The organism is Streptomyces sp. NPDC049954 (genome assembly GCF_040656295.1).
In the GTDB taxonomy this organism is placed as follows: domain Bacteria; phylum Actinomycetota; class Actinomycetes; order Streptomycetales; family Streptomycetaceae; genus Streptomyces.
Map to the genome: position 1 here is coordinate 339,405 of NZ_JBFALS010000008.1, position 18,252 is coordinate 357,656.

The window sequence follows — 18,252 nt, forward strand, 5'->3', positions numbered from 1 at the left end:
GTATCACGCACCTATATAGGCGTGTCCATGGGTGATGCACGGAGTGACGCGTCTCACACTCCTCGGCGGAATTACCGCCCCGCCCCGGCCTGGCCTGGCACGTGGAGGGCGCTCAGTGGCCCGAGTCGGCCGTCGTCTCGCGGCCGGGGCGGTCGCGCCGGCCCAGCAGCCGGCCGAGGCCGTGCCGGGTCGCGGCGAGGACGACCCGGTCCTCGGCGCGCAGGACGTAGCCGGGGTGCAGGTCCCACACGAGACCGCCGCCCTCCTCGGCGGGCCGCTCGCTCAGGTCGGGACGGCGGTCGCCGGGCCGCGCGGTGTCGAGCGCGATCACCCGCCAGGCGCCCGGCCGGAAGGCCTCGGCGACCGTGCGGCCCTGGAGTTCGGGACGTCCCGCGACATCCAGCGCCGCGAACAGCAGGACCCGGCGTTCGACCGGGATCGCCCCGAGGATCTGGCGCCCCATCATGGCCCCCGCGAAGGCGGGCGCGGCGAGCGAGGAGACGCTGCGGCTGCGGGTCAGGGCACCGGGATGCGCGGCGCGCAGTGTCCGGTAGACGGCGGTCGCGAAGTCGTCGTCGAACAGGCGCAGCGACACCCGCAGCCGTGGATTGAGCGAACGGGCGTAGAGCGCGGCCTCCAGGTTCGTCGTGTCGACGCTGGTGACGGCCAGCAGGGCGGCGGCCCGGCCGATCTTGGCGGCTTCGAGGACCCCCTCGTCGGCGACGTCGCCGATCACGCAGGGCACCCGCAGCCGGCGGGCCAGCGGGATGCCACGCGCCTCCGGGTCCTCCTCGACGCACACGACGGGGATGTTCATCTCGTGCAGCCGGGCCAGGACCCGGGAGCCGACCTTGCCGAGGCCGAGCAGCACGACGTGCCCGGCCAGGCCGCGGGGCGGGCGGCGCAGCGTCGAGGCGGTGCGGAAGGTGCCGAGCCCTTCGAGGGCGGCGGCGACGAGCACGGGCAGCAGGAGCAGCCCGACCAGGCCGTTCAGCAGTTGCAGCACCTGCCGGCCCCGGCCGTCCTCCAGGGCGGGCTCGTTGATGGCGAAGAGGTCGAGCAGGGTCATGTACGCGGCGTGCAGGGGGTGGTCGCCGGTGAGGAACTTCGCGGTGGCGGTGAGGGCGACGACGGCGGCGGCGAGCCCCGCGATGGACCAGCGCAGTCGCGCGGAGAACAGCGAGCCCAGCGGTACCCGCCAGCCGGCGAGCGGTCCGGGGTGCCCGGTCCCGGGGCGGCCGATCTGCTCCAGGACGACGGTCTCGCGTCCCGTCGCGGCGGCGACCTCGGCGTCGTCGGGCAGCAGCCGCGGCCCGTCGGTGCTGCTGTCCGAGCCCTCGGCGCCGCCCGGGTCGCCGATGGTCGCGGACAGCAGGGCGAGGGTGGCCAGGCCGGGGGCGGCGACGTCCTGTCCGCCGGCCGGGCGGCGTTCCGCGGCGCGCAGCAGGATGCCGTCGGCCTGGATGACCTTGCTGGTACCGGCGACGGCGGAGGCGGCGAGCGCGGGGGCGGCGGTGGCCGCGTCGGAGAGCACGGTGACGCTGGAGACGCCGGCGTCGAGACCGGCGAGGACCGCGGCCTGGTCGAGCAGTTCCTCCAGTTGCTGACCGAGCCGCCGGTTGTAGAGCCGGATCACAAGGCGCAGTCGCGGATTGAGCCGGCGCGCGCGCAGGGCCGCGTGGATGTTGGCCTCGTCGTCGTCGTGGACGAGGGCGAGCGCCTGGGCCCGGCCCACCCCGGCCTCGGTCAGCGCCTCGTCGTCCAGGTGCGCGGCCTCGACGACGGTGATGTCCCCGGTGGGCGCGGCCCCGGCGGGCGGCTGCGGGGCCGGGGTCCGGCTCATCGCGGAGGTCATACGGTCCAGGAGGGCCGAGGCGCGGCCCAGCGCGCGGCCGGAGAACGCGGCGCCGGTGGCGAGCCCGCCGGGCGACGGGGGCTCGATGAGGGTGACCCGCTCGCGGTAGACGTCGGCGAGTTCGGCGGCGATCCTGGGCGCGAGGGCGTCGTCGCCCGCGACCACCATGTGGTGCTCGGGGGCCGGGGGCGCGGTCTGGGTGGGGAGAGCGGGCACGGGCACCACCCTGCCTCATGGGCGTGCCCGCGCGCACCCGGCCGGCTGACCGGCCGTCTGATCCCTTGCCCCGCAGGGCAGTCGGGGTCACACGCCCGCGTGCTCATCGTACGAGCAGCTGGGCCACCGGCCCAGGACGTCGACCCCGACGACCAGCCGCTCGGCCCTGGTGCCGGACGGCCTCTGCCGGGTGGGGCGCCGCACCCGCACCGTGGACGGGCCCCTCCCCCGCCCCCGCTCAGGCGTTGACGTCGACCACGGTGCGGCCCCTGACGCGGCCCTCCAGGATGCGGCGGGCGGTGTCCGGGACCTCGTCGAGGCCGATCACCGTGATCATGCCCTCCAGGAGGGCCGGGTCGAGTTCCTCGGCGAGCCGCTCGTAGGCGCGCACCCGGCGTTCCATCGGGGCGTAGACCGAGTCGACGCCCAGCAGGCTGATGCCGCGCAGGATGAACGGGGCGACCGAGGCGGGCAGGTCCAGGCCCTGCGCCATCCCGCAGGTCGTGACGGTGCCGCCGTAGCGTGTCGCCGACAGGACGTTGGCCAGCGTGTGGCTGCCGACGGTGTCGACGGCGGCGGACCAGCGTTCCTTCGCCAACGGCTTTCCGGGGCCGGACAGTTCCTCGCGGTCCACGATCCCGGCCGCGCCGAGGCCGCGCAGGTAGTCGCCCTCCTCCTCGCGGCGCCCGGTGGAGGCCAGGACCTGGTGGCCGCGCCGCGCGAGCAGGGCGATGGCCACCGAACCGACGCCGCCGGCCGCCCCGGTCACCAGGACCTCGCCGCTGTCCTTGGTCACCCCGGCGTCCTCCAGGGCGAGGACGCTGAGCATCGCGGTGTACCCGGCGGTGCCGATCGCGGCGGCCTGCCGGGTGGTGAGGCTCCCGGGCAGGCGTACGAGGTGTTCCCCGCGCACCCGGGCCTTCTGCGCGAGGCCGCCGTCCGTCTTCTCGCCCGTGCCGAAGCCGTTGAGTACGACGCGGTCGCCGGGGGTGAAACCGGGGTGCTCGGAGGACTCGACGGTGCCGGCCAGGTCGATGCCGGGGGTGAGCGGGAAGCTGCGGACGATGCCGCGCCCGGAGACCGCGAGGCCGTCCTTGTAGTTGACCGTCGAGTACTCGACGCGGACGGTGACGTCGCCGTCCGGCAACTGGTCCTCGTCGAGGGTCTCCAGTGCGGCGTGCTGCCCCTGGTCGTCCTTGGTGACACGGATGGCGCGGAACGACATGTGGCGGTTCTCCTCGGCGCTGCGGGGGTGGACTGTTCCCCGTCAGTGTGCCCCTCCCGTCCCGTCCGTCACGGTCAGGGCTCGACGAGTCCGGCGCGGATCGCGTAACGGGTCAGCTCCAGGCGGTCCTTGAGGCCGAGTTTGTGCAGCAGGTTCGCGCGGTGCCGTTCGACGGTCTTCACGCTGATCACCAGGAGCGCCGCGATGTCCTTGGAGGAGTGCCCTTCGGCGACGAGTTTCAGGATCTCCTCCTCGCGGTGGGTGATCGTCCGGTCGGCGGAGGGGTCCTCGCCGCGCCGGACCCGCTCCAGGTAGTGCCGGATGAGGGCGCCGGTCGCGCCGGGGTAGAGGAAGGGCTCGTCACGCATCGCGGAGCGGCACGCGGCGAGCAGGTCCCGGTCGGCGAGCGACTTGAGCACGTAGCCGCCGGCCCCGGCCTTGAGCGCCTCGAAGAGGAACTGCTCGTTGTCGTGCATCGTCAGGACGAGCATCCGCAGGCCCGGCATCGTGCGGGACAGTTCCCTGGCGGCCTGGAGCCCGGTCATGCGGGGCATCGCGATGTCGAGGACGGCCAGGTCCGGCCGGTGCAGGCGGGCCTGTTCCACGGCGTCCGCGCCGTCCCCGGCCTCGGCGACCACCGTCAGGTCGGGTTCGCCGTCGAGGATCAGCCGCAGCCCGCGCCGTACCAGGGCGTGGTCGTCGGCGAGCAGGATGCGGGTGGCCGCGGCGGCCGGCCGGGCCCCGAGAGCGGTGTTCGTCGCGGGTGCCGGGGGCGACGCGTCCGTGGCGACTGTGGTCATGGCAGAGTCACATGCTGAGTGCGGGGGCCGCCGGGGGCGAGGTCCGGTGCGGGGCCCGTCCGCTCGCCAGGCGGATCGACGGGCCGGGGCGCCGCGGGGGCGCTCAGGCAGATCTCGGTGCCCCCGCCGGGGGCCTCGCCGACCTGGAGGGTGGCCCCGATGAGCAGGGCCCGCTCCCGCATGCCGCGCAGACCGGCGCCCTCGGGGGCGGCGTCCACCCCCCGGCCGTCGTCGCGCAGCCGCAGTTCGACGCCGCCCGGGAGGCGGCGCAGGCTCAGGTCGAGGTGGCGGGCGCCCGCGTGCCGGACCGTGTTGGTGACGGCTTCCTGGGCGACGCGGTAGAGGACCAGCTCCACGTCCTCGGTCAGGCGCGGGAGTTCGGGGTCGAAGCGGCGCGCGACGCTCAGCCCGCTGCCGGCCGGCACCTCGGCGAGGAGGGAGGCGAGGGCCGAGCGCAGACCGAGTTCGTCGAGGACGCCGGGGCGCAGACGGCGGGCGATCCGGCGGATCTCGTCGAGTCCGCCGCGCGTCGTCTCCTGCACCTGGTGCAGCCGTTCGGCCAGTCCGGGCGGGGCGCCCTTGGCGGCGCTCTTGAGTTCCAGCAGGACGGCGGTGAGGGTCTGGCCGACCTCGTCGTGCAACTCCTGGGCGATGCGCCTGCGTTCGCCCTCCTGTGCCGACAGGGCACGTGCGGCGCTGGTGGCCCGTTCGGCCTCCAGACGGTCCAGCATCGTGTTGAACGCGGTGATCAGCCCGGCGACCTCCCCGTGCCCGGAGACGTCGGGGCGCCGTCCGGGTCGCAGCAGGTCGGTCGTGGTCATCGCCCGGTTGAGGCGCTGGAGCGGGGCGAGACCGACGCGCAGCAGGGCCGCGTTGGCGCTGAGCATCGCGGCGAGACCGACGGCGAGGATGAGCGCCTCGGTCAGGACGACGGGGGCGGAGACGGTGACGGGTCCGAGCAGGAGCATGCTCGTCGCGGCGAGCAGCACGGCGGCGTTCAGCAGGAAGATGCGCCAGAACAGCGACATCGCTCGGCCTCCTCGTGGATTGTCCGGGCGGCGGGTCCGCGGGCACGGGGCGGCTCGCGGAGCCCCGGGCACGGCGCGGGGCGGTGTCCCGCCCAGCCTGGCGCATCGCCGTGGGCCCCGTCCATCCGTGGTGACACCCATTCCGGAGGTCGCCGCGGCGTGGGGGGCCCACCCCGGGACGGGTGCGCGGCGCGCTCCCCCCGGGGTGGGCGGTGACCCCGATGGCGGCGGGGGCGGAATGCGGGGAGGGTCGAAGCAGGTGCCGCGACGCCGCTCGCAGCGGCAGGGGCCCGGCCGCGACCGCCGCCCCGGGCCGGGGAGGGCGCTCGGCGACCGGGGCCGGGTGCGAGGTGTGGCGGGGGCGTGAGGACGGAATGCCCTTGGTACGTCGCCCCGGACGGTGGACCGTACGGGCCGCCGTCGCGCGGCCGTGGGCCGGCACGAGAGAGGGGCGAGCGATGGACGACCGTTTCGACGAGAGGCTCACCACCCTGGAGCGCGAGCTGCGCCGCGAGGACCCGGGACTGGACCGCGCCCTGCGCACCGGCCGGCCGCGCCGTGTCGTACGGGGCTGGGCGGTGCTGCTGCTCGCGGCGGCGTTCGCCGTCCTGCTGGGCGGGCTGGCCGCGGGCCACGGACTGCTGCTGGCGACCGGCCTGGTGGCCGCGGGGATAGCGGCACACCTCCTGGAGCGTCCGCTCACACGATCGCGCCCCGGCCTCGGAGAACCGCCCCGGGCCCCTTGCGGGGACGGACCGCCCGGGGGGCGGTGACCACCCGCCCTCCGGTCCACGACCGCGGCGTGCCCGGCCTGCCGATCGGCAGGCCGGGCACGCCGCGGTCGTGGTCGAGGTGCGGCAAGTCAAGAGAGCCGCGCGGGCGCAAACACCTTGGTCGCCCGCGAAATTCCCTCCCGGCGTAACGCCCTGAACCTCCCCGCAAGGGCGATTTGTCGCCATTGCCGTACGTTAAAGTACTGGTCAAATAACAAGCTCGGTCAGCCGCTTCGGCGCTGCCGGGCATTCGCGCGGCCGAGGTCGGGGACCTCGGCGTCGCAGGCCAGGGAGGGGGCATCCCATGGAGACCGAACGGCTCACCGGCCGCGCGCCGGCGTTCCTTCGTCCCTCCGGCCGGCACAAACACACCCCGGCCACCGCTGTGCGCCCCCGGGGCCGTGGGCGGATCGGAGTCCGGCCGCGCGACGCCGTACCCCATAGCGCTTCCGCCCGCTGAGACCGGGCGCCGGACCCTCCGCCGTCCCCGACCGCCGCTCCCCTCCGCCCCCTGATCCCGCGTCCCGGGGTCCGTCCCCGTGTCCCGCCGCCCCGCATCAGGAGCCGTACACACGGAAGCCAGCACCCCCGGGACCGCCCGTACCGACGCACGGGTGTTCTGTGCGCCCTCCCGGGATGGCACGGTATGGGGGCCGCGCGGCCGCCGCCGCCCGGCCCGTCACCATGCGTCCCCGCATCCGGAACACCGTACGGAGTTTTCGATGGAGCCCACCGCTCACTTCCGCAAGACCGCTCTCCCAGGGATCGGAGCCCGCTACGACCTGGACACCGAGTCCGGCAGGCACGTGTCCGTGGTGGTGCACCAGGACGGCCGCCGGATCATCGGGCTCCACGACCCGGAGGACGAGGACAGCTGCCTCGACAGCGCGCAGCTCGACCCGGCGGAGTCGCTGGCCCTGGCCGGTCTGCTCAAGCCCGACCCGGTCAGGTACCTGCACAGCCACGTGGAGATCGACCTGGTCACCGAGCACATTCCGGTGACGAAGCGGTCCCCGTTCGCCGGCCGGGTGCTGGGCGCCACGCAGGCCCGTACCCGCACCGGCGCCTCGATCGTCGCCGTGCTGCGGCGCACCGACGCCGTCCCCTCTCCGACCCCGGACTTCCGCTTCGCCATCGGGGACGTACTCGTCGTCGTCGGCACCCGCGAGGGCGTGGACGCCGTGGCCGAACTGATCACTGGAGGATGACCCCTCGTGCACGACACGACTGAACTGCTGATAGAGCTGGGTGCGATCATTCTCGGCCTCGGCCTGCTCGGGCGCCTGGCCGGGCGCATCGGCTTCTCCCCCATCCCTCTCTATCTGCTGGCGGGCCTGGCCTTCGGGCACGGTGGTTTCCTGCCGCTCAACGCCAGCGAGGAGTTCGTCGCGACGGGCGCCGAGATCGGGGTGATCCTGCTGCTGCTCCTGCTGGGCCTGGAGTACAGCGCCTCCGAACTCGTCACCAACCTCAAGACGCAGTACCCCTCGGGCATCGTGGACTTCGTCCTCAACGCGCTGCCCGGGGCGGTCTGCGCACTGATCCTCGGCTGGGGTCCGGTGGCCGCCGTGGCGCTCGCCGGGGTCACCTGGATCTCCTCCTCCGGGGTGATCGCCAAGGTCCTCGGCGACCTGGGCCGGCTCGGCAACCGTGAAACCCCCGTCATCCTCGGGGTCCTGGTCATCGAGGACCTCGCGATGGCCGTGTACCTGCCGATCCTGACCGCGCTGCTGGCCGGGCTGAGCCTGGGCGGCGCGAGCCTCGCCCTGCTCATCTCGCTCGGCACCGTCGGTTTCGTGCTGTACCTCGCGCTGCGCCACGGCCGCCTCATCAGCCGCATGGTGTCCTCCGACAACCCGGAGATGCTGCTGCTGGTCGTGCTGGGCCTGACCGTGCTGGTCGCCGGGGTCGCGGCCGAGCTTCAGGTGTCGGCCGCGGTCGGGGCCTTCCTCGTCGGCATCGCCCTGTCCGGTGAGGTCGCCGAGGGCGCGCACAATCTGCTCGCGCCGCTGCGTGACCTGTTCGCCGCCGTGTTCTTCGTGTTCTTCGGCCTGTCCACCGACCCCGCGGACATCCCGCCGGTGTTCCTGACGGCGCTGATCCTGGCCGTCGTCACGGTCTGCACGAAGATCGCCACCGGTTGGTACGCGGCGCGCCGCGCCGGGGTCAAGCGCGCCGGACGCTGGCGGGCCGGCGGGACGCTCGTGGCGCGCGGCGAGTTCTCCATCGTGATCGCCGGTCTCGCCGTCGGCGTCGAGCCGCGCATCGGGCCGCTGGCCACGGCGTACGTCCTGATCCTGGTGATCGTCGGGCCGCTCACCGCCCGCTGGACCGAGCCCCTGGCCCGCAGGCTGCTGGGCCGCGCACGGCCGGCCCCGGCCGAACCTCCCGCCGTTCAGAGTGCCGAGACCCCGGACAGCACGGCCGCGGCGAACTAGGGGAGGTGCTCTCGTGCAGCCGAGAGAGATTCCGGACACGTACACCGAGGGGTTCCGCGAGACGCTCGCCGAGGTGGCCCGCACGGGGCGCCGGCTGAGCCGGGAGGAACTGACCGCGCGCCGCAGCCTCGGCGAACAGGCCGCCGAGGACGGCTACGGGCTGCGCTCCCTCGTCAACGGGCTCCTGACGGCGGCCCGGGCGAACTGGCCCGCGCCGCCCGGGGTCTCGGGCTCCTCGGGGCCCGAGGTGCTCGCCGCCGTCGAGCAGGCCGTCGACGCGAGCGCCGAGGGCTACGAGCGCGCCCAGCGGCTCGCGGTGCGGCACGAGGAGGCCGCGCGCCGCGAGTTCATCGACGACCTGCTGCACGGCCGCGCCGACCAGGGGCGGCTCGCGGAGCGCGCCGAGCGCTTCGGGCTGCGGCTCGCGCACTCCCACGTGGTCGCGGTGGCCAGGGGCTCGGAGCCCTACGACGACGGGCATCCCGTGGCGCGCTCCGTGGAGGCGGCCGTGTTCGCCCGGTTCGGTGACCGCAGGACCCTGCTGACCACCAAGAACGACCTGCTGATCTGTGTCGTACCGGCCGGACAGGAGGAGATGGCCCGGTTCTTCGCGAAACAGGCGTACGCCTCCGCCGAGGACTGCCGAGCGGCCGTCGGCCGCCCCCATCCGGGCCCGGGCGGGGTGGTGCTGTCCTACGAGGAGGCCGTCGGCGCACTGGACATCGCGGACCGCATGGGCTTCGACAACCCGGTGCTGTCCTCGTCCGACCTGCTGGTGTTCCCGGTGCTGATGCGGGACCGGCAGGCGATGTTCGACCTCATGGACACCGCGCTCGGCCCGCTGAAGGCGGCGCGCGGAGGGCCGAAGCCGCTGCTGCGGACGCTCACCGTCTACTTCGACGCGGGCTGCGTCTCCGCCGAGGCCGCGCGCCGCCTCAGTCTGAGCGTGCGGGCGCTGACCTACCGGCTGGAGCGCATCCGGGCGCTGACCGGCATGGACCTGAACGACGCCATGGACCGCTACTCCCTGCACACCGCGGTCATCGGGGCCCGGCTCTTCGGCTGGCCCGGCGAGGACATCTGAACGCGCCCGACGGGCGCCGCGTCAACCGCGTCTGACGCCCCGTCGGGCGGCGGTGACCTGCGCCTCTATGCTCTACACGGCTGTAGACGGCGCGAGGGACGCGCCGGTTGTCCGCGGGAGGAAGCCACGATGGTGTTCACACGACTGCTCGGTTCGCTCGGGGTGGGCGGGCCCACGGTCGACACGGTGCTCGCGCCGGGCCCGGTCCTGCCCGGCGGGACGCTGTCCGGCGAGGTCCGCGTCGAGGGCGGCAGGGCGGAGGCCCGGATCGAGGGCATCACGCTCGAACTCGTCGCCCGGGTCGAGGCCGAGACCGAGGACGGCGAGCACGAGGGCGGGGTCGTCTTCGAGCGGTACCTCGTCGGCGGCGGGCTGCGGATCGCCGAGGGCGAGCGCGAGACCGTGCCGTTCTCGCTCGTCCTGCCCTGGGAAACGCCGCTGACCGAGCTGTACGGGCAGCCGCTCGGCATCGTGCTCGGGGTCCGCACCGAGGTCGCCGTCGCGGGCGGCCGGGACAAGGGCGACCTCGACCCGCTGACCGTCGGCGCGCTGCCCGCGCAGGAGGCGGTCCTGGAGGCCTTCGGCCGGCTGGGCTTCGGCTTCCGCTGTGCCGACCTGGAACTGGGGCGGATCGGCGGCACCGGTCAGCAGCTGCCCTTTTACCAGGAGATCGAGCTGACGCCTCCGCCGCGGTACGCGCACGCGGTCAACGAGATCGAGGTGACCTTCCTCGCCTCGCCGGGCGGCATGGACGTCGTCCTGGAGGCCGACAAACGCGGCGGCCTGTTCTCCGAGGGGCACGACACCCTCACCCGGTTCACCGTCTCCCACGAACAGGCCGGGCAGCTGGACTGGACGAGCGAGGTCGACGGCTGGGTGAGCCGGCTCGTGGAGCACCGCGCGGTCTACGGCGACCACGCCTCGTACGGCCACGGGGACCCGTACGGCGGGCAGCACTCCGGGCACGAGGGGCACGGCGGACACGGCGGACACCGCTCGGGCCCGGGGGTCGGCGCGGCGGTGGCCGCCGGGGCGGCGGGCCTCGCGGTCGGGGTCGCGGGCGGGCTCGTCGCGGCGGAGATCGTGGACGAGGTCGGCGACTTCTTCGAGGACGAGGACGAGGACGAGAACGAGAACGAGGACGAGGGGGGCGGCGACGAGGACTGAGCCCCTCCGCCCGGCCCGCGCCGGAGGATCTGGTCCGGCCCTGTGCGCTCCTGTAGATTCGGCTCCGACCAGCCGCCGGGCCGCCGACCGCGCCCCGGCCCCGACCGCCTTCCGGGGAGACACCACCCGCGATGTTCGGCATCAGTGAGATCGCCCTGCTCCTCATCGTCGTGATCGTCGTCCTGGGAGCGAAACGGCTGCCGGACCTCGTGCGCTCGGCGGGCCGGGCCACCCGCATCCTCAAGAGCGAGCGCCGCACCATGAAGGACATGGACACCCCCGGTCCGCAGGAGGCACCGGGACAACCGCGCACCATCCGGGCGCGACCGGGCGACTGGACCGAGAAGCCCAGGGACCCGGCCGCCTGAACGAGGCCGGAACCGGCCGCGCCGGGCCCCGCCGGAAGGCTTCCGGCGGGGCCCGGGCCCGCGCAGGGGGCCGTTTCGCCGGTGCCTACACTGTGCTCGGGCCCGGCACCGGCCCGGCGGAACGGAGAGCGGCGATGGCCAGGGACAGCGGCGGGTACGAGGACGATCCGTCCGTCGGCGTACTCACGGACGCGGCCTCCGTCTTCGGTCTCCTCGCCTCTCCCGCGCGGCTGCACATCGTCTGGGCGCTGGCCGGGGGCGAGAGCGATGTGACGGGGCTCGCCGAGCGTGTGGGCGGGGCGCTGCCCGCGGTCAGCCAGCACCTGACCAAACTCAAACTGGCCGGTCTGGTCGGTGCCCGTCGCGAGGGCCGGCGACAGGTGTACTACGTGTGCGATCCCGATGTCGTCGCCGTGGTCCGGCTCGTGATCGGCGGCCTCGACGGGCGCCGTGCGACTCCGGCGGCCCGCCGTGACCTCGCCTGACATCGCCGCTCCCCCGCTCCAGGTGCTGCGCCGCCTGGGCAGCGGCCCGCTGGGACTGACCGAGCAGGAGGCCGGGGACCGGCTCGCCCGGTACGGGCCCAACACCCCTCCTGCGCCCCGCGCCCGGCACGGGCTCCTCGTCCTGGCCCGGGGGCTGCGCGACCCGTTCACCGCCGTCCTGCTCTGCCTGGTGCCGGTCGCGGCGGCCGTGGGCGCTCTCGGCACGGCGGGGGTGACGGCCGCGCTGGTGGCCGCGAGCCTGGTCCTGCGGGCGCTGGGCGAGGACCGCGGCCGGCGCTCCGCCGCCGCCCTGCGCGCGCTCGTGGCCGGTACGGCGGCGGTACGGCGCAGGGAAGTCCCGGGCGGCGCGGCCCGGGTGCGTGAGGTGCCGGTGTCCGAGCTGGTGCCGGGAGACGTGGTCCTGCTGGGCCCCGGCGACCAGGTTCCGGCGGATCTGCGGCTGCTGCGCACGCACGGGCTGCGCGTGCACCGGGCGGCGTTCACCGGGGAGAGCGACGCGGTCGCGAAGACGGCCGTCGACTTCCCGGCCCTGGCGGCACCGGAGGGCGCACGGCCTTGGCCCGCCGCGCTGGACGCGCCGGGGCTGTGCCTCCAGGGGGCCTCGGTCGCGGCCGGTACCGCCACCGGGGTTGTGCTCGCGACGGGCGCGGACACCCGGCTGTCGGGCGCCTGGCGGGCGCCGGCCGGGCGCCGTATGCCGAGCGCCTTCGACCGTTCGGTGCGCGGCATCGCGTGGACGCTGGTGCGCTTCATGCTGGTGATTCCGCCGCTCGTCCTGGCCGCCGACGCGCTCGCCCAGGGCCGCGGGGCGCAGACCCTGCCGTTCGCGGTCGCGGTGGCCGTCGGCCTCACACCCGGGATGCTCCCGGTCGTCACGACGCTCGCCCCCGCCCGTGCGGCGGGACGCCTCGCGCGGGAGCACGGGGTGATCGTGAACCGGCTGTCGGCACTGCACGACCTGGGCGGTACGGAGGTGCTGTGCGTCGACAAGACGGGCACGCTCACCACGGACCGGCCCGTCGTGCACGGCAGTCTCGGCCCGTACGGCGATCCGGAGCCCGAGGCGTTGCGCTGGGCCGCGGTGACGGCGGCCTGGACCCTGGAGTTGGCCGAACTTCCCGGCCCGGCCCCGCTGGACGCGGCCGTCCTGGCGGCGGCCGCCGCCGAGGGCCACGACCCGTTCGCACTGGACGGGGTGGACGCGCTGCCCTTCGACCCGGAGCGACGCCTCGCCCTGGCCGTGGTGCGTACCCCGGGGACGGCCGGGAGGCACACCCTCGTCGTCAACGGCGCCGTCGAGAGCGTCCTCGACCGGTGCGCGCTGTCCCCCGGGCAGCGCGCCGACCTCCACGCCCGGGTGAGGGCCGCGACGGAGAGCGGGCTGCGGCTGCTCGCGGTCGCCCTCGGTGAACGCGCGGCCCGCACCCGTCCGTACACCCCGGCCGATGTGCGCGGGCTGCGCCTGGTGGGCTTCGTCACCCTGCGGGACGAGCCGGCCCCGAGCGCGGGCGCGGCGCTGCGCGGGCTGGAGCGGCAGGGGATCGACGTACGGGTGCTCACCGGAGACCAGCCGGGGACGGCGGCACGGGCCTGCCGTGACCTGGGTCTCGACCCGGGGGCCGTGGTCAGCGCGGCGGACCTCGACGCGCTGCCCGCCCCGGCGCGGGAGGAACTGGTCGCCCGCACCCGGGTGTTCGCCCGCTGCTCGCCCGCCGACAAGGCGCGGATCGTCGGCCTGCTGCGCGCTTCGGGCCGGACGACGGGTTTCCTCGGGGACGGCGTCAACGACGTGCCCGCGCTGCGCGCCGCCGACGTGGGCCTGTGCCCCTCGGGTGCGGTGGACCTCGCGCGGCAGAGCGCGGATCTCGTGCTGAGCGGCAAGGACCTGACGGCGGTGGGACACGCGGTGGGGGCCGGCCGGCGCAGTACGTCGACGGTCCTGGCGTATCTGCGGCTGACGCTCTCCTCGAACCTGGGCAACGTCCTGTCCATGCTGGTGGCCGGCCTGTTGCTGCCCTTCCTGCCGATGCTGCCCGCGCAGGTGCTCGTGCAGAACCTGTGTTTCGACGCCGCGCAGCTCGCTTTCGTGGGGCGGGGCACCCGGCCGCGTGCCTCGGCGGCGCCCTCGGTGCTGCGGGTGCCGGAGCTGTTGCGCGCCGTCGTCCGGTTCGGGCTGCTCAACGCGGCTGCCGACCTCGCGACCTTCGGCGTGCTCGCGTTCACCCTGCGGCACTCCGGCGGTGCTGCCGGGGAGGCGGGTTTCCACTCGGGCTGGTTCACCGAGAACCTGTTGTCGCAGGCCGTGTTCCTCATGCTGCTCGGTCCGGGGCGCCGCCTCGCGCGCGGACCGCTGCTGCGCGCGGCGGGCGCGCTGGCCGGGACCGGCGTCCTGCTGCCGCTCGGCCCGGCGGGCGCGGCACTGGGTCTGGTGCCGCTGCCCGGTCCGTACTACGCGGTGGTGGGTGCGGGCTGCGCGGTGGCGGGCGCGGTGGTCCTGCTGCGCGGCCGGGTGAGGGGCCCGGGCCCGGGAGGCGGGGACCGCCCCTGAGGTGCCCCGCGCGCCGTGATCAGCCGTACGAGACGTCCTCGCAGGGGTTCTCGTCGGCCGAGCGGGCGTCGGAGCCGACGGGTGCGGACTTGGCCGGGGCGACGGGTGAACTCGGTGCGGCGGCCGGGTCGTTGGCGTAGGAGCTGCCGAGCGTCACGGTCACGCCGGGTTCCTCGGCCGCCTTCAGGGTGGCGCCGGGGAACCAGCGCGCGGTGGTCTGTGCGGCCTTCTTCGCGCCGGGACCGTAGGCGATCGTCGTCGTCGCGTGCCCCTGGTCGGGCGAGGTGGCGGTGGAGGCGACCGTGAACCCGCCCGTGCGCAGCACGCCGGCGGCGCGGGCGGCGAGACCGGGGACGGTGGTGCCGTTGCGCACGCTCACCGAGATGCCGGCGCCGGTGGCCGGGGCCTCGTCGGCGGCCTTCGCCTCGCCCGTCTTCCCGGTCTTCTTCTTCGGCGGGTCCCCGATCGGCTTGTCCCGCCGCAGCGCGGACCACAGGGCGTCCGCGCCGGGCTGGACGACGGCGACCCGGCTGCCCTCGTACCGCCAGGGCACCGTCACGAACTTCGTGTTGTGCAGGTCGACGTTCTTCATGGAGAGCGCGAAGGACAGCATCTTGTCGGCCGAGCCGAGTCCGGGGTCGACGGTCGTGGAGTCGGTCGCGGCCTCCGCGAGGGGCAGCAGTCTGGTGGGGGTCAGCCCCTTCTCGCGCACGGTCTTGAGCAGCGCGGAGACGAAGGCCTGCTGACGTTTGATGCGGCCGATGTCGGAGCCGTCGCCGATGCCGTGCCGCAGCCGGACGTAGTCGAGGGCCTGCTGTCCGGAGACCTTCTGCGTCCCCTCGTGGAAGACGAGTTCGCCCCGGGTGGGGCGCTTGGGGCTCAGGTCCCGCTGGTAGATGTCGTTCGGCAGGCACACCGGGACGCCGCCGACCACCGAGGTGAGCTTGGAGAAGCCGTTGAAGTCGACCACCACCGTGTGGTCCACGCGCAGGCCGGTCAGTTTCTCGACGGTGTTCTGGGTGCAGGCCGGGTTGCCCTCCGGGGTCTCGCCGGTGGAGAAGGCCGAGTTGAACATGGCCTCGGCCCGCGGCGCGCTCCAGCTGCCGTCCGGCAGCCGGCAGCGCGGGATCTCTACGAGCGTGTCGCGGGGCACCGAGACCGCGACGGCATGCCGCCGGTCGGCGTAGACGTGCAGCAGGAAGGCGGTGTCCGAGCGGCCGATGTCGCCCTCGCCGCCACCGAGCTCCTTGTTCTTTCCGGAGCGACTGTCCGAGCCGATCACCAGGACGTTCTGGCCTCCGCCGCCGGCCGCGGGGCGGTTGTCGGACAGCCCGTCACCGCTGAACGTACTGATCTTCCCGCCGAGCTTGAACCACACCCAGCCGAAGCCACCGCTCGCCAGCACGGCGAAGGCGCCGACGACGGCGAGGGCCATGAGGACCTTGTTGCGGCCGCCGCGCGGCGCCGGGCGACGGGCCATGTGCCCGGCGCCACCGCTCGCACCGTCCCTGCGTGTCATGCGCACACACCTCTGTCCGTCCGGGCCGTCCGGGGGAGGCGCGCCACCCACCCCACAGTTGTACAGTTGCGCAATGTAGCAATCTTGCCGGTGGGGAACCGTACACCGGTTCCCCCAAGCCCTGAGACGAAGAATGAGGCGCTCATGTTCCGTAACGCGTTGGAGCCCTGGCACCTGGCGGTCGTGGTACTCGCCGCCGTCCTCCTGTTCGGCTCGCGCAAGCTGCCGGACACGGCTCGGGCGCTGGGCAAGTCCCTGCGCATCCTCAAGAGCGAGACGGCCGCGCTGCGCGCGGAGAACGCGGAGCCCCCGGCGGCCACGGACACGACCGGGAGCACCGCGCCCGCCGGGGACCCGGGGACCGCCGGGGCCCGGGAAGCGGGCGCCGGCTTCTCGACGGTGCGACAGGACCCGGCGGGCGGTGCGGGTACGGCCGACGCGGACCACCGGGGCGCCGCCACCACCGCGTCCGTCCCCCGCTGAGCGCGCCCACGTCCGGGCTCGGAGCGCCGGACCGGCCGGGACGGCGGGCTCCCCGGGGGCGCTGCGCCCCGTTCAGGGCGTGGCTCCGTCGAAGCCGTACCGCAGCGGTTCCTCACGGACGCGGGGATCGCGCCGGTAGACGTACAGGGCCTCGACCCGCAGCCCGGCCGCACCGGGCTCCTCGTCCACCGGGCAGGGCAGCGTCACCTGCACCACACCCGGGCGGTCGGCGACCCTCATCCGCAGTCCGTCCGCGGGCCCTCCGTCGAGCACCGCGGCCTCCCATCCCTGCACTGCGCCCGTGGACGCCGTATCCATTGACATGCCAGAGAGTTTAGGGCTTGCGCAATAAACGTCGTTCGCGGCGTTCGGACGGTGTCGCCCGGCCCGGGCCCGCGACGACACCGCGGGCCCGGGCCGGGACGTCCTCCGCTCCCGTCGGGGCGGGCGCCCCAACGGCTCGGGGCCGCACAGCCGTTCCCGGCGGCGCGGCCCTCTCCGTGCGGGGTCAGTGCCCCCGGTCGATCCACTCCTGGACGTGGCCGGCCTCGGCGCCGATCGTGGTGCTGTCACCGTGTCCGGTGCGCACGACGGTGTCGGCGGGCAGGGTCAGCAGCTTCTCCCGGATCGAGTCCACGATGGTCGGGAAGTCGCTGAAGGAGCGGCCGGTGGCCCCGGGCCCGCCCGCGAACAGCGTGTCCCCCGTGAAGACGGTGCCGAGGTCCGGCGCGTACAGGCACACCGCGCCCGGCGCGTGCCCGGGGGTGTGCAGCACCGTCAGTCCGGTACCGCCGACGGAGATCCGCTGACCGTCCGCGAGGGGGCCGTCCGGTACGAGGCCGGGGTGGGTCAGCTTCCACAGTTCGGTGTCGGCGGGGTGCAGCAGGACGGAGGCCCCGGTGAGGTCCGCGAGGGCGGGCGCGGCACCGACGTGGTCATCGTGGGCGTGCGTGCACACGATCGCCGTGACGCGGCGTCCGGCCACCTTCTCGGCGATGGCCTCGGCGTCGTGCGCGGCGTCGATGACGATCACCTCCTCGTCGTCGCCGACGAGCCACACGTTGTTGTCGACCTCCCAGGTGCCGCCGTCGAGTGAGAAGGTGCCTGAGGTGACGAGGTGGTCGATGCGGGCGGCCATCAGAAGACCACCACCGAACGCAGCACATCGCCCTCGTGCATCCGCGCGAAGGCGGTCTCCACCTGGTCGAGCGCGATGGTCTCGGTGACGAACGCGTCGAGGTCGAGCCGGCCCTGACGGTAGAGGTCGATGAGCATCGGGAAGTCGCGCGAGGGCAGGCAGTCGCCGTACCACGAGGACTTGAGGGCGCCGCCGCGGCCGAACACGTCGATGAGCGGCAGCTCGATCTTCATCTCGGGGGTGGGCACGCCCACCAGGACGACGGTCCCGGCGAGGTCCCGGGCGTAGAACGCCTGCTCGTAGGTCTCGGGGCGGCCGACCGCCTCGATCACCACGTCGGCGCCGAAGCCTCCGGTCAGCTCGCGGATCGCGTCGACCGGGTCGCTCGTGCGGGAGTTGACGGTGTGGGTCGCGCCGAGCCTCCTGGCGGTCTCCAGCTTGCGGTCCTCGACGTCCACCGCGATGATCCGCGCGGCTCCGGCCAGCCGCGAGCCCATGATCGCCGCGTCGCCGACACCGCCGCAGCCGATGACGGCGACGGTGTCCCCGCGCGTGACGTTGCCGGTGTTGATGGCGGCGCCGATGCCCGCCATGATCCCGCAGCCCAGCAGTCCGGCGGCGGCCGGGGAGGCCTCCGGGTCCACCTTGGTGCACTGCCCGGCGGCGACCAGGGTCTTCTCCGCGAAGGCCCCGATACCGAGGGCCGGCGTCAGCTCGGTGCCGTCCGCGAGGGTCATCCTCTGTGTGGCGTTGGCCGTGTCGAAGCAGTACCACGGGCGCCCGCGCTTACACGCCCGGCACTGGCCGCACACCGCGCGCCAGTTGAGGACGACGTAGTCGCCGGGGGCCACCTCGGTGACGCCCTCGCCGACCGACTCGACCACTCCCGCGGCCTCGTGGCCGAGGAGGAAGGGGAACTCGTCGTTCACCCCGCCCTCGCGGTAGTGCAGGTCGGTGTGGCACACCCCGCACGCCTGGATCCGCACGACGGCCTCGCCCGGGCCCGGGTCCGGGACGGTGATGGTCTCGATCCGCACCGGCTCGCCCTTGGCCCGCGCGATCACGCCCTGTACCTGCTGTGGCATCTTGAAGCCTCTCTCTTTC

Annotated in this window: 17 protein-coding genes; 9 read left to right on the top strand and 8 right to left on the bottom strand. The window is 74.5% G+C overall.

The genetic code is table 11. The features are described 5' to 3' along the window. Positions 1–112: 112 nt before the first annotated feature. The 4 genes from AB0J21_RS20980 to AB0J21_RS20995 form a co-directional block, all read right to left on the bottom strand. Positions 113–2,023, bottom strand: a complete 1,911-nt coding sequence (locus AB0J21_RS20980) for an NAD-binding protein (protein ID WP_363147641.1) — start codon at positions 2,021–2,023, stop codon at positions 113–115. 286 nt (positions 2,024–2,309) lie between these two features. Then, positions 2,310–3,296 (bottom strand): MDR family oxidoreductase, encoded by a 987-nt coding sequence (locus tag AB0J21_RS20985; RefSeq protein WP_363147538.1) that lies wholly within the window; start codon positions 3,294–3,296, stop codon positions 2,310–2,312. A 74-nt stretch (positions 3,297–3,370) separates the two neighbouring features. Next, positions 3,371–4,096, bottom strand: a complete 726-nt coding sequence (locus tag AB0J21_RS20990) for a response regulator transcription factor (protein WP_363147539.1) — start codon at positions 4,094–4,096, stop codon at positions 3,371–3,373. After that, the gene (locus tag AB0J21_RS20995; RefSeq protein WP_363147540.1) at positions 4,093–5,124 is read right to left on the bottom strand and encodes a HAMP domain-containing sensor histidine kinase; all 1,032 of its coding nucleotides are present in this window, start codon (positions 5,122–5,124) and stop codon (positions 4,093–4,095) included. Before AB0J21_RS20995 ends, AB0J21_RS20990 begins: the two co-directional genes overlap by 4 nt. A gap of 458 nt (positions 5,125–5,582) precedes the next feature. Here AB0J21_RS20995 and AB0J21_RS21000 point away from each other — a divergent pair, with 458 nt between their 5' ends. From AB0J21_RS21000 to AB0J21_RS21035, 8 genes are all read left to right on the top strand, one after another. Beyond that, on the top strand, positions 5,583–5,897 hold the full coding sequence (locus AB0J21_RS21000) for a DUF3040 domain-containing protein (protein ID WP_363147541.1): 315 nt from the start codon (positions 5,583–5,585) through the stop codon (positions 5,895–5,897). A gap of 722 nt (positions 5,898–6,619) precedes the next feature. Further along, entirely contained in the window at positions 6,620–7,105 is a 486-nt protein-coding gene (locus tag AB0J21_RS21005) for a TrkA C-terminal domain-containing protein (protein WP_363147542.1), read from the top strand. Positions 7,106–7,111: 6 nt separating this feature from the next. Beyond that, positions 7,112–8,335: a cation:proton antiporter gene (locus AB0J21_RS21010; RefSeq protein WP_363147543.1), complete on the top strand. Its 1,224-nt coding sequence runs from the start codon at positions 7,112–7,114 to the stop codon at positions 8,333–8,335. Between the two features lie 13 nt (positions 8,336–8,348). Further along, positions 8,349–9,419 (top strand): helix-turn-helix domain-containing protein, encoded by a 1,071-nt coding sequence (locus AB0J21_RS21015; RefSeq protein WP_363147544.1) that lies wholly within the window; start codon positions 8,349–8,351, stop codon positions 9,417–9,419. 129 nt (positions 9,420–9,548) lie between these two features. Beyond that, entirely contained in the window at positions 9,549–10,586 is a 1,038-nt protein-coding gene (locus AB0J21_RS21020) for a sporulation protein (RefSeq protein WP_363147545.1), read from the top strand. 131 nt (positions 10,587–10,717) lie between these two features. After that, the gene (locus AB0J21_RS21025; RefSeq protein WP_363147546.1) at positions 10,718–10,954 is read left to right on the top strand and encodes a twin-arginine translocase TatA/TatE family subunit; all 237 of its coding nucleotides are present in this window, start codon (positions 10,718–10,720) and stop codon (positions 10,952–10,954) included. Positions 10,955–11,088: 134 nt separating this feature from the next. Next, positions 11,089–11,439, top strand: a complete 351-nt coding sequence (locus tag AB0J21_RS21030; RefSeq protein WP_363147547.1) for a metalloregulator ArsR/SmtB family transcription factor — start codon at positions 11,089–11,091, stop codon at positions 11,437–11,439. Then, positions 11,426–14,008 carry an HAD-IC family P-type ATPase gene (locus tag AB0J21_RS21035; RefSeq protein WP_363147548.1) on the top strand — a complete coding sequence of 861 codons (2,583 nt, stop codon included), beginning with the start codon at positions 11,426–11,428 and terminating at the stop codon, positions 14,006–14,008. Before AB0J21_RS21030 ends, AB0J21_RS21035 begins: the two co-directional genes overlap by 14 nt. 19 nt (positions 14,009–14,027) lie before the next feature. Here AB0J21_RS21035 and AB0J21_RS21040 read toward each other — a convergent pair whose 3' ends face one another. Next, positions 14,028–15,527 (bottom strand): LCP family protein, encoded by a 1,500-nt coding sequence (locus AB0J21_RS21040; protein WP_363147549.1) that lies wholly within the window; start codon positions 15,525–15,527, stop codon positions 14,028–14,030. 144 nt (positions 15,528–15,671) lie between these two features. Between AB0J21_RS21040 and tatA the strand changes: the two genes are divergently transcribed. After that, positions 15,672–16,010 (top strand): Sec-independent protein translocase subunit TatA, encoded by a 339-nt coding sequence (gene tatA / locus AB0J21_RS21045; RefSeq protein WP_363147550.1) that lies wholly within the window; start codon positions 15,672–15,674, stop codon positions 16,008–16,010. Positions 16,011–16,082: 72 nt separating this feature from the next. Here tatA and AB0J21_RS21050 read toward each other — a convergent pair whose 3' ends face one another. The 3 genes from AB0J21_RS21050 to AB0J21_RS21060 all read right to left on the bottom strand — a co-directional run bounded on the left by AB0J21_RS21050 (position 16,083) and on the right by AB0J21_RS21060 (position 18,233). Further along, on the bottom strand, positions 16,083–16,328 hold the full coding sequence (locus AB0J21_RS21050; protein WP_363147642.1) for a hypothetical protein: 246 nt from the start codon (positions 16,326–16,328) through the stop codon (positions 16,083–16,085). Between the two features lie 190 nt (positions 16,329–16,518). Continuing rightward, a complete protein-coding gene (locus AB0J21_RS21055; protein ID WP_363147551.1) occupies positions 16,519–17,148 on the bottom strand; it encodes an MBL fold metallo-hydrolase in 630 nt (209 codons plus the stop codon). Further along, complete coding sequence (locus tag AB0J21_RS21060) at positions 17,148–18,233, bottom strand: S-(hydroxymethyl)mycothiol dehydrogenase (protein WP_363147552.1); 1,086 nt, start codon at positions 18,231–18,233, stop codon at positions 17,148–17,150. Before AB0J21_RS21060 ends, AB0J21_RS21055 begins: the two co-directional genes overlap by 1 nt. Between the last annotated feature and the right edge of the window lie 19 nt (positions 18,234–18,252).

Excerpts from the sequence above, each read along its gene's own strand:
- AB0J21_RS20980 (WP_363147641.1), bottom strand. The coding sequence starts at position 2,023 with ATGGTGGTCGCGGGCGACGACGCCCTCGCGCCCAGGATCGCCGCCGAA.
- AB0J21_RS20985 (WP_363147538.1), bottom strand. The coding sequence starts at position 3,296 with ATGTCGTTCCGCGCCATCCGTGTCACCAAGGACGACCAGGGGCAGCAC.
- AB0J21_RS20990 (WP_363147539.1), bottom strand. The coding sequence starts at position 4,096 with ATGACCACAGTCGCCACGGACGCGTCGCCCCCGGCACCCGCGACGAAC.
- AB0J21_RS20995 (WP_363147540.1), bottom strand. The coding sequence starts at position 5,124 with ATGTCGCTGTTCTGGCGCATCTTCCTGCTGAACGCCGCCGTGCTGCTC.
- AB0J21_RS21000 (WP_363147541.1), top strand. The coding sequence starts at position 5,583 with ATGGACGACCGTTTCGACGAGAGGCTCACCACCCTGGAGCGCGAGCTG.
- AB0J21_RS21005 (WP_363147542.1), top strand. The coding sequence starts at position 6,620 with ATGGAGCCCACCGCTCACTTCCGCAAGACCGCTCTCCCAGGGATCGGA.
- AB0J21_RS21020 (WP_363147545.1), top strand. The coding sequence starts at position 9,549 with ATGGTGTTCACACGACTGCTCGGTTCGCTCGGGGTGGGCGGGCCCACG.
- AB0J21_RS21025 (WP_363147546.1), top strand. The coding sequence starts at position 10,718 with ATGTTCGGCATCAGTGAGATCGCCCTGCTCCTCATCGTCGTGATCGTC.
- AB0J21_RS21030 (WP_363147547.1), top strand. The coding sequence starts at position 11,089 with ATGGCCAGGGACAGCGGCGGGTACGAGGACGATCCGTCCGTCGGCGTA.
- AB0J21_RS21040 (WP_363147549.1), bottom strand. The coding sequence starts at position 15,527 with ATGACACGCAGGGACGGTGCGAGCGGTGGCGCCGGGCACATGGCCCGT.
- tatA (WP_363147550.1), top strand. The coding sequence starts at position 15,672 with ATGTTCCGTAACGCGTTGGAGCCCTGGCACCTGGCGGTCGTGGTACTC.
- AB0J21_RS21050 (WP_363147642.1), bottom strand. The coding sequence starts at position 16,328 with ATGGATACGGCGTCCACGGGCGCAGTGCAGGGATGGGAGGCCGCGGTG.
- AB0J21_RS21055 (WP_363147551.1), bottom strand. The coding sequence starts at position 17,148 with ATGGCCGCCCGCATCGACCACCTCGTCACCTCAGGCACCTTCTCACTC.
- AB0J21_RS21060 (WP_363147552.1), bottom strand. The coding sequence starts at position 18,233 with ATGCCACAGCAGGTACAGGGCGTGATCGCGCGGGCCAAGGGCGAGCCG.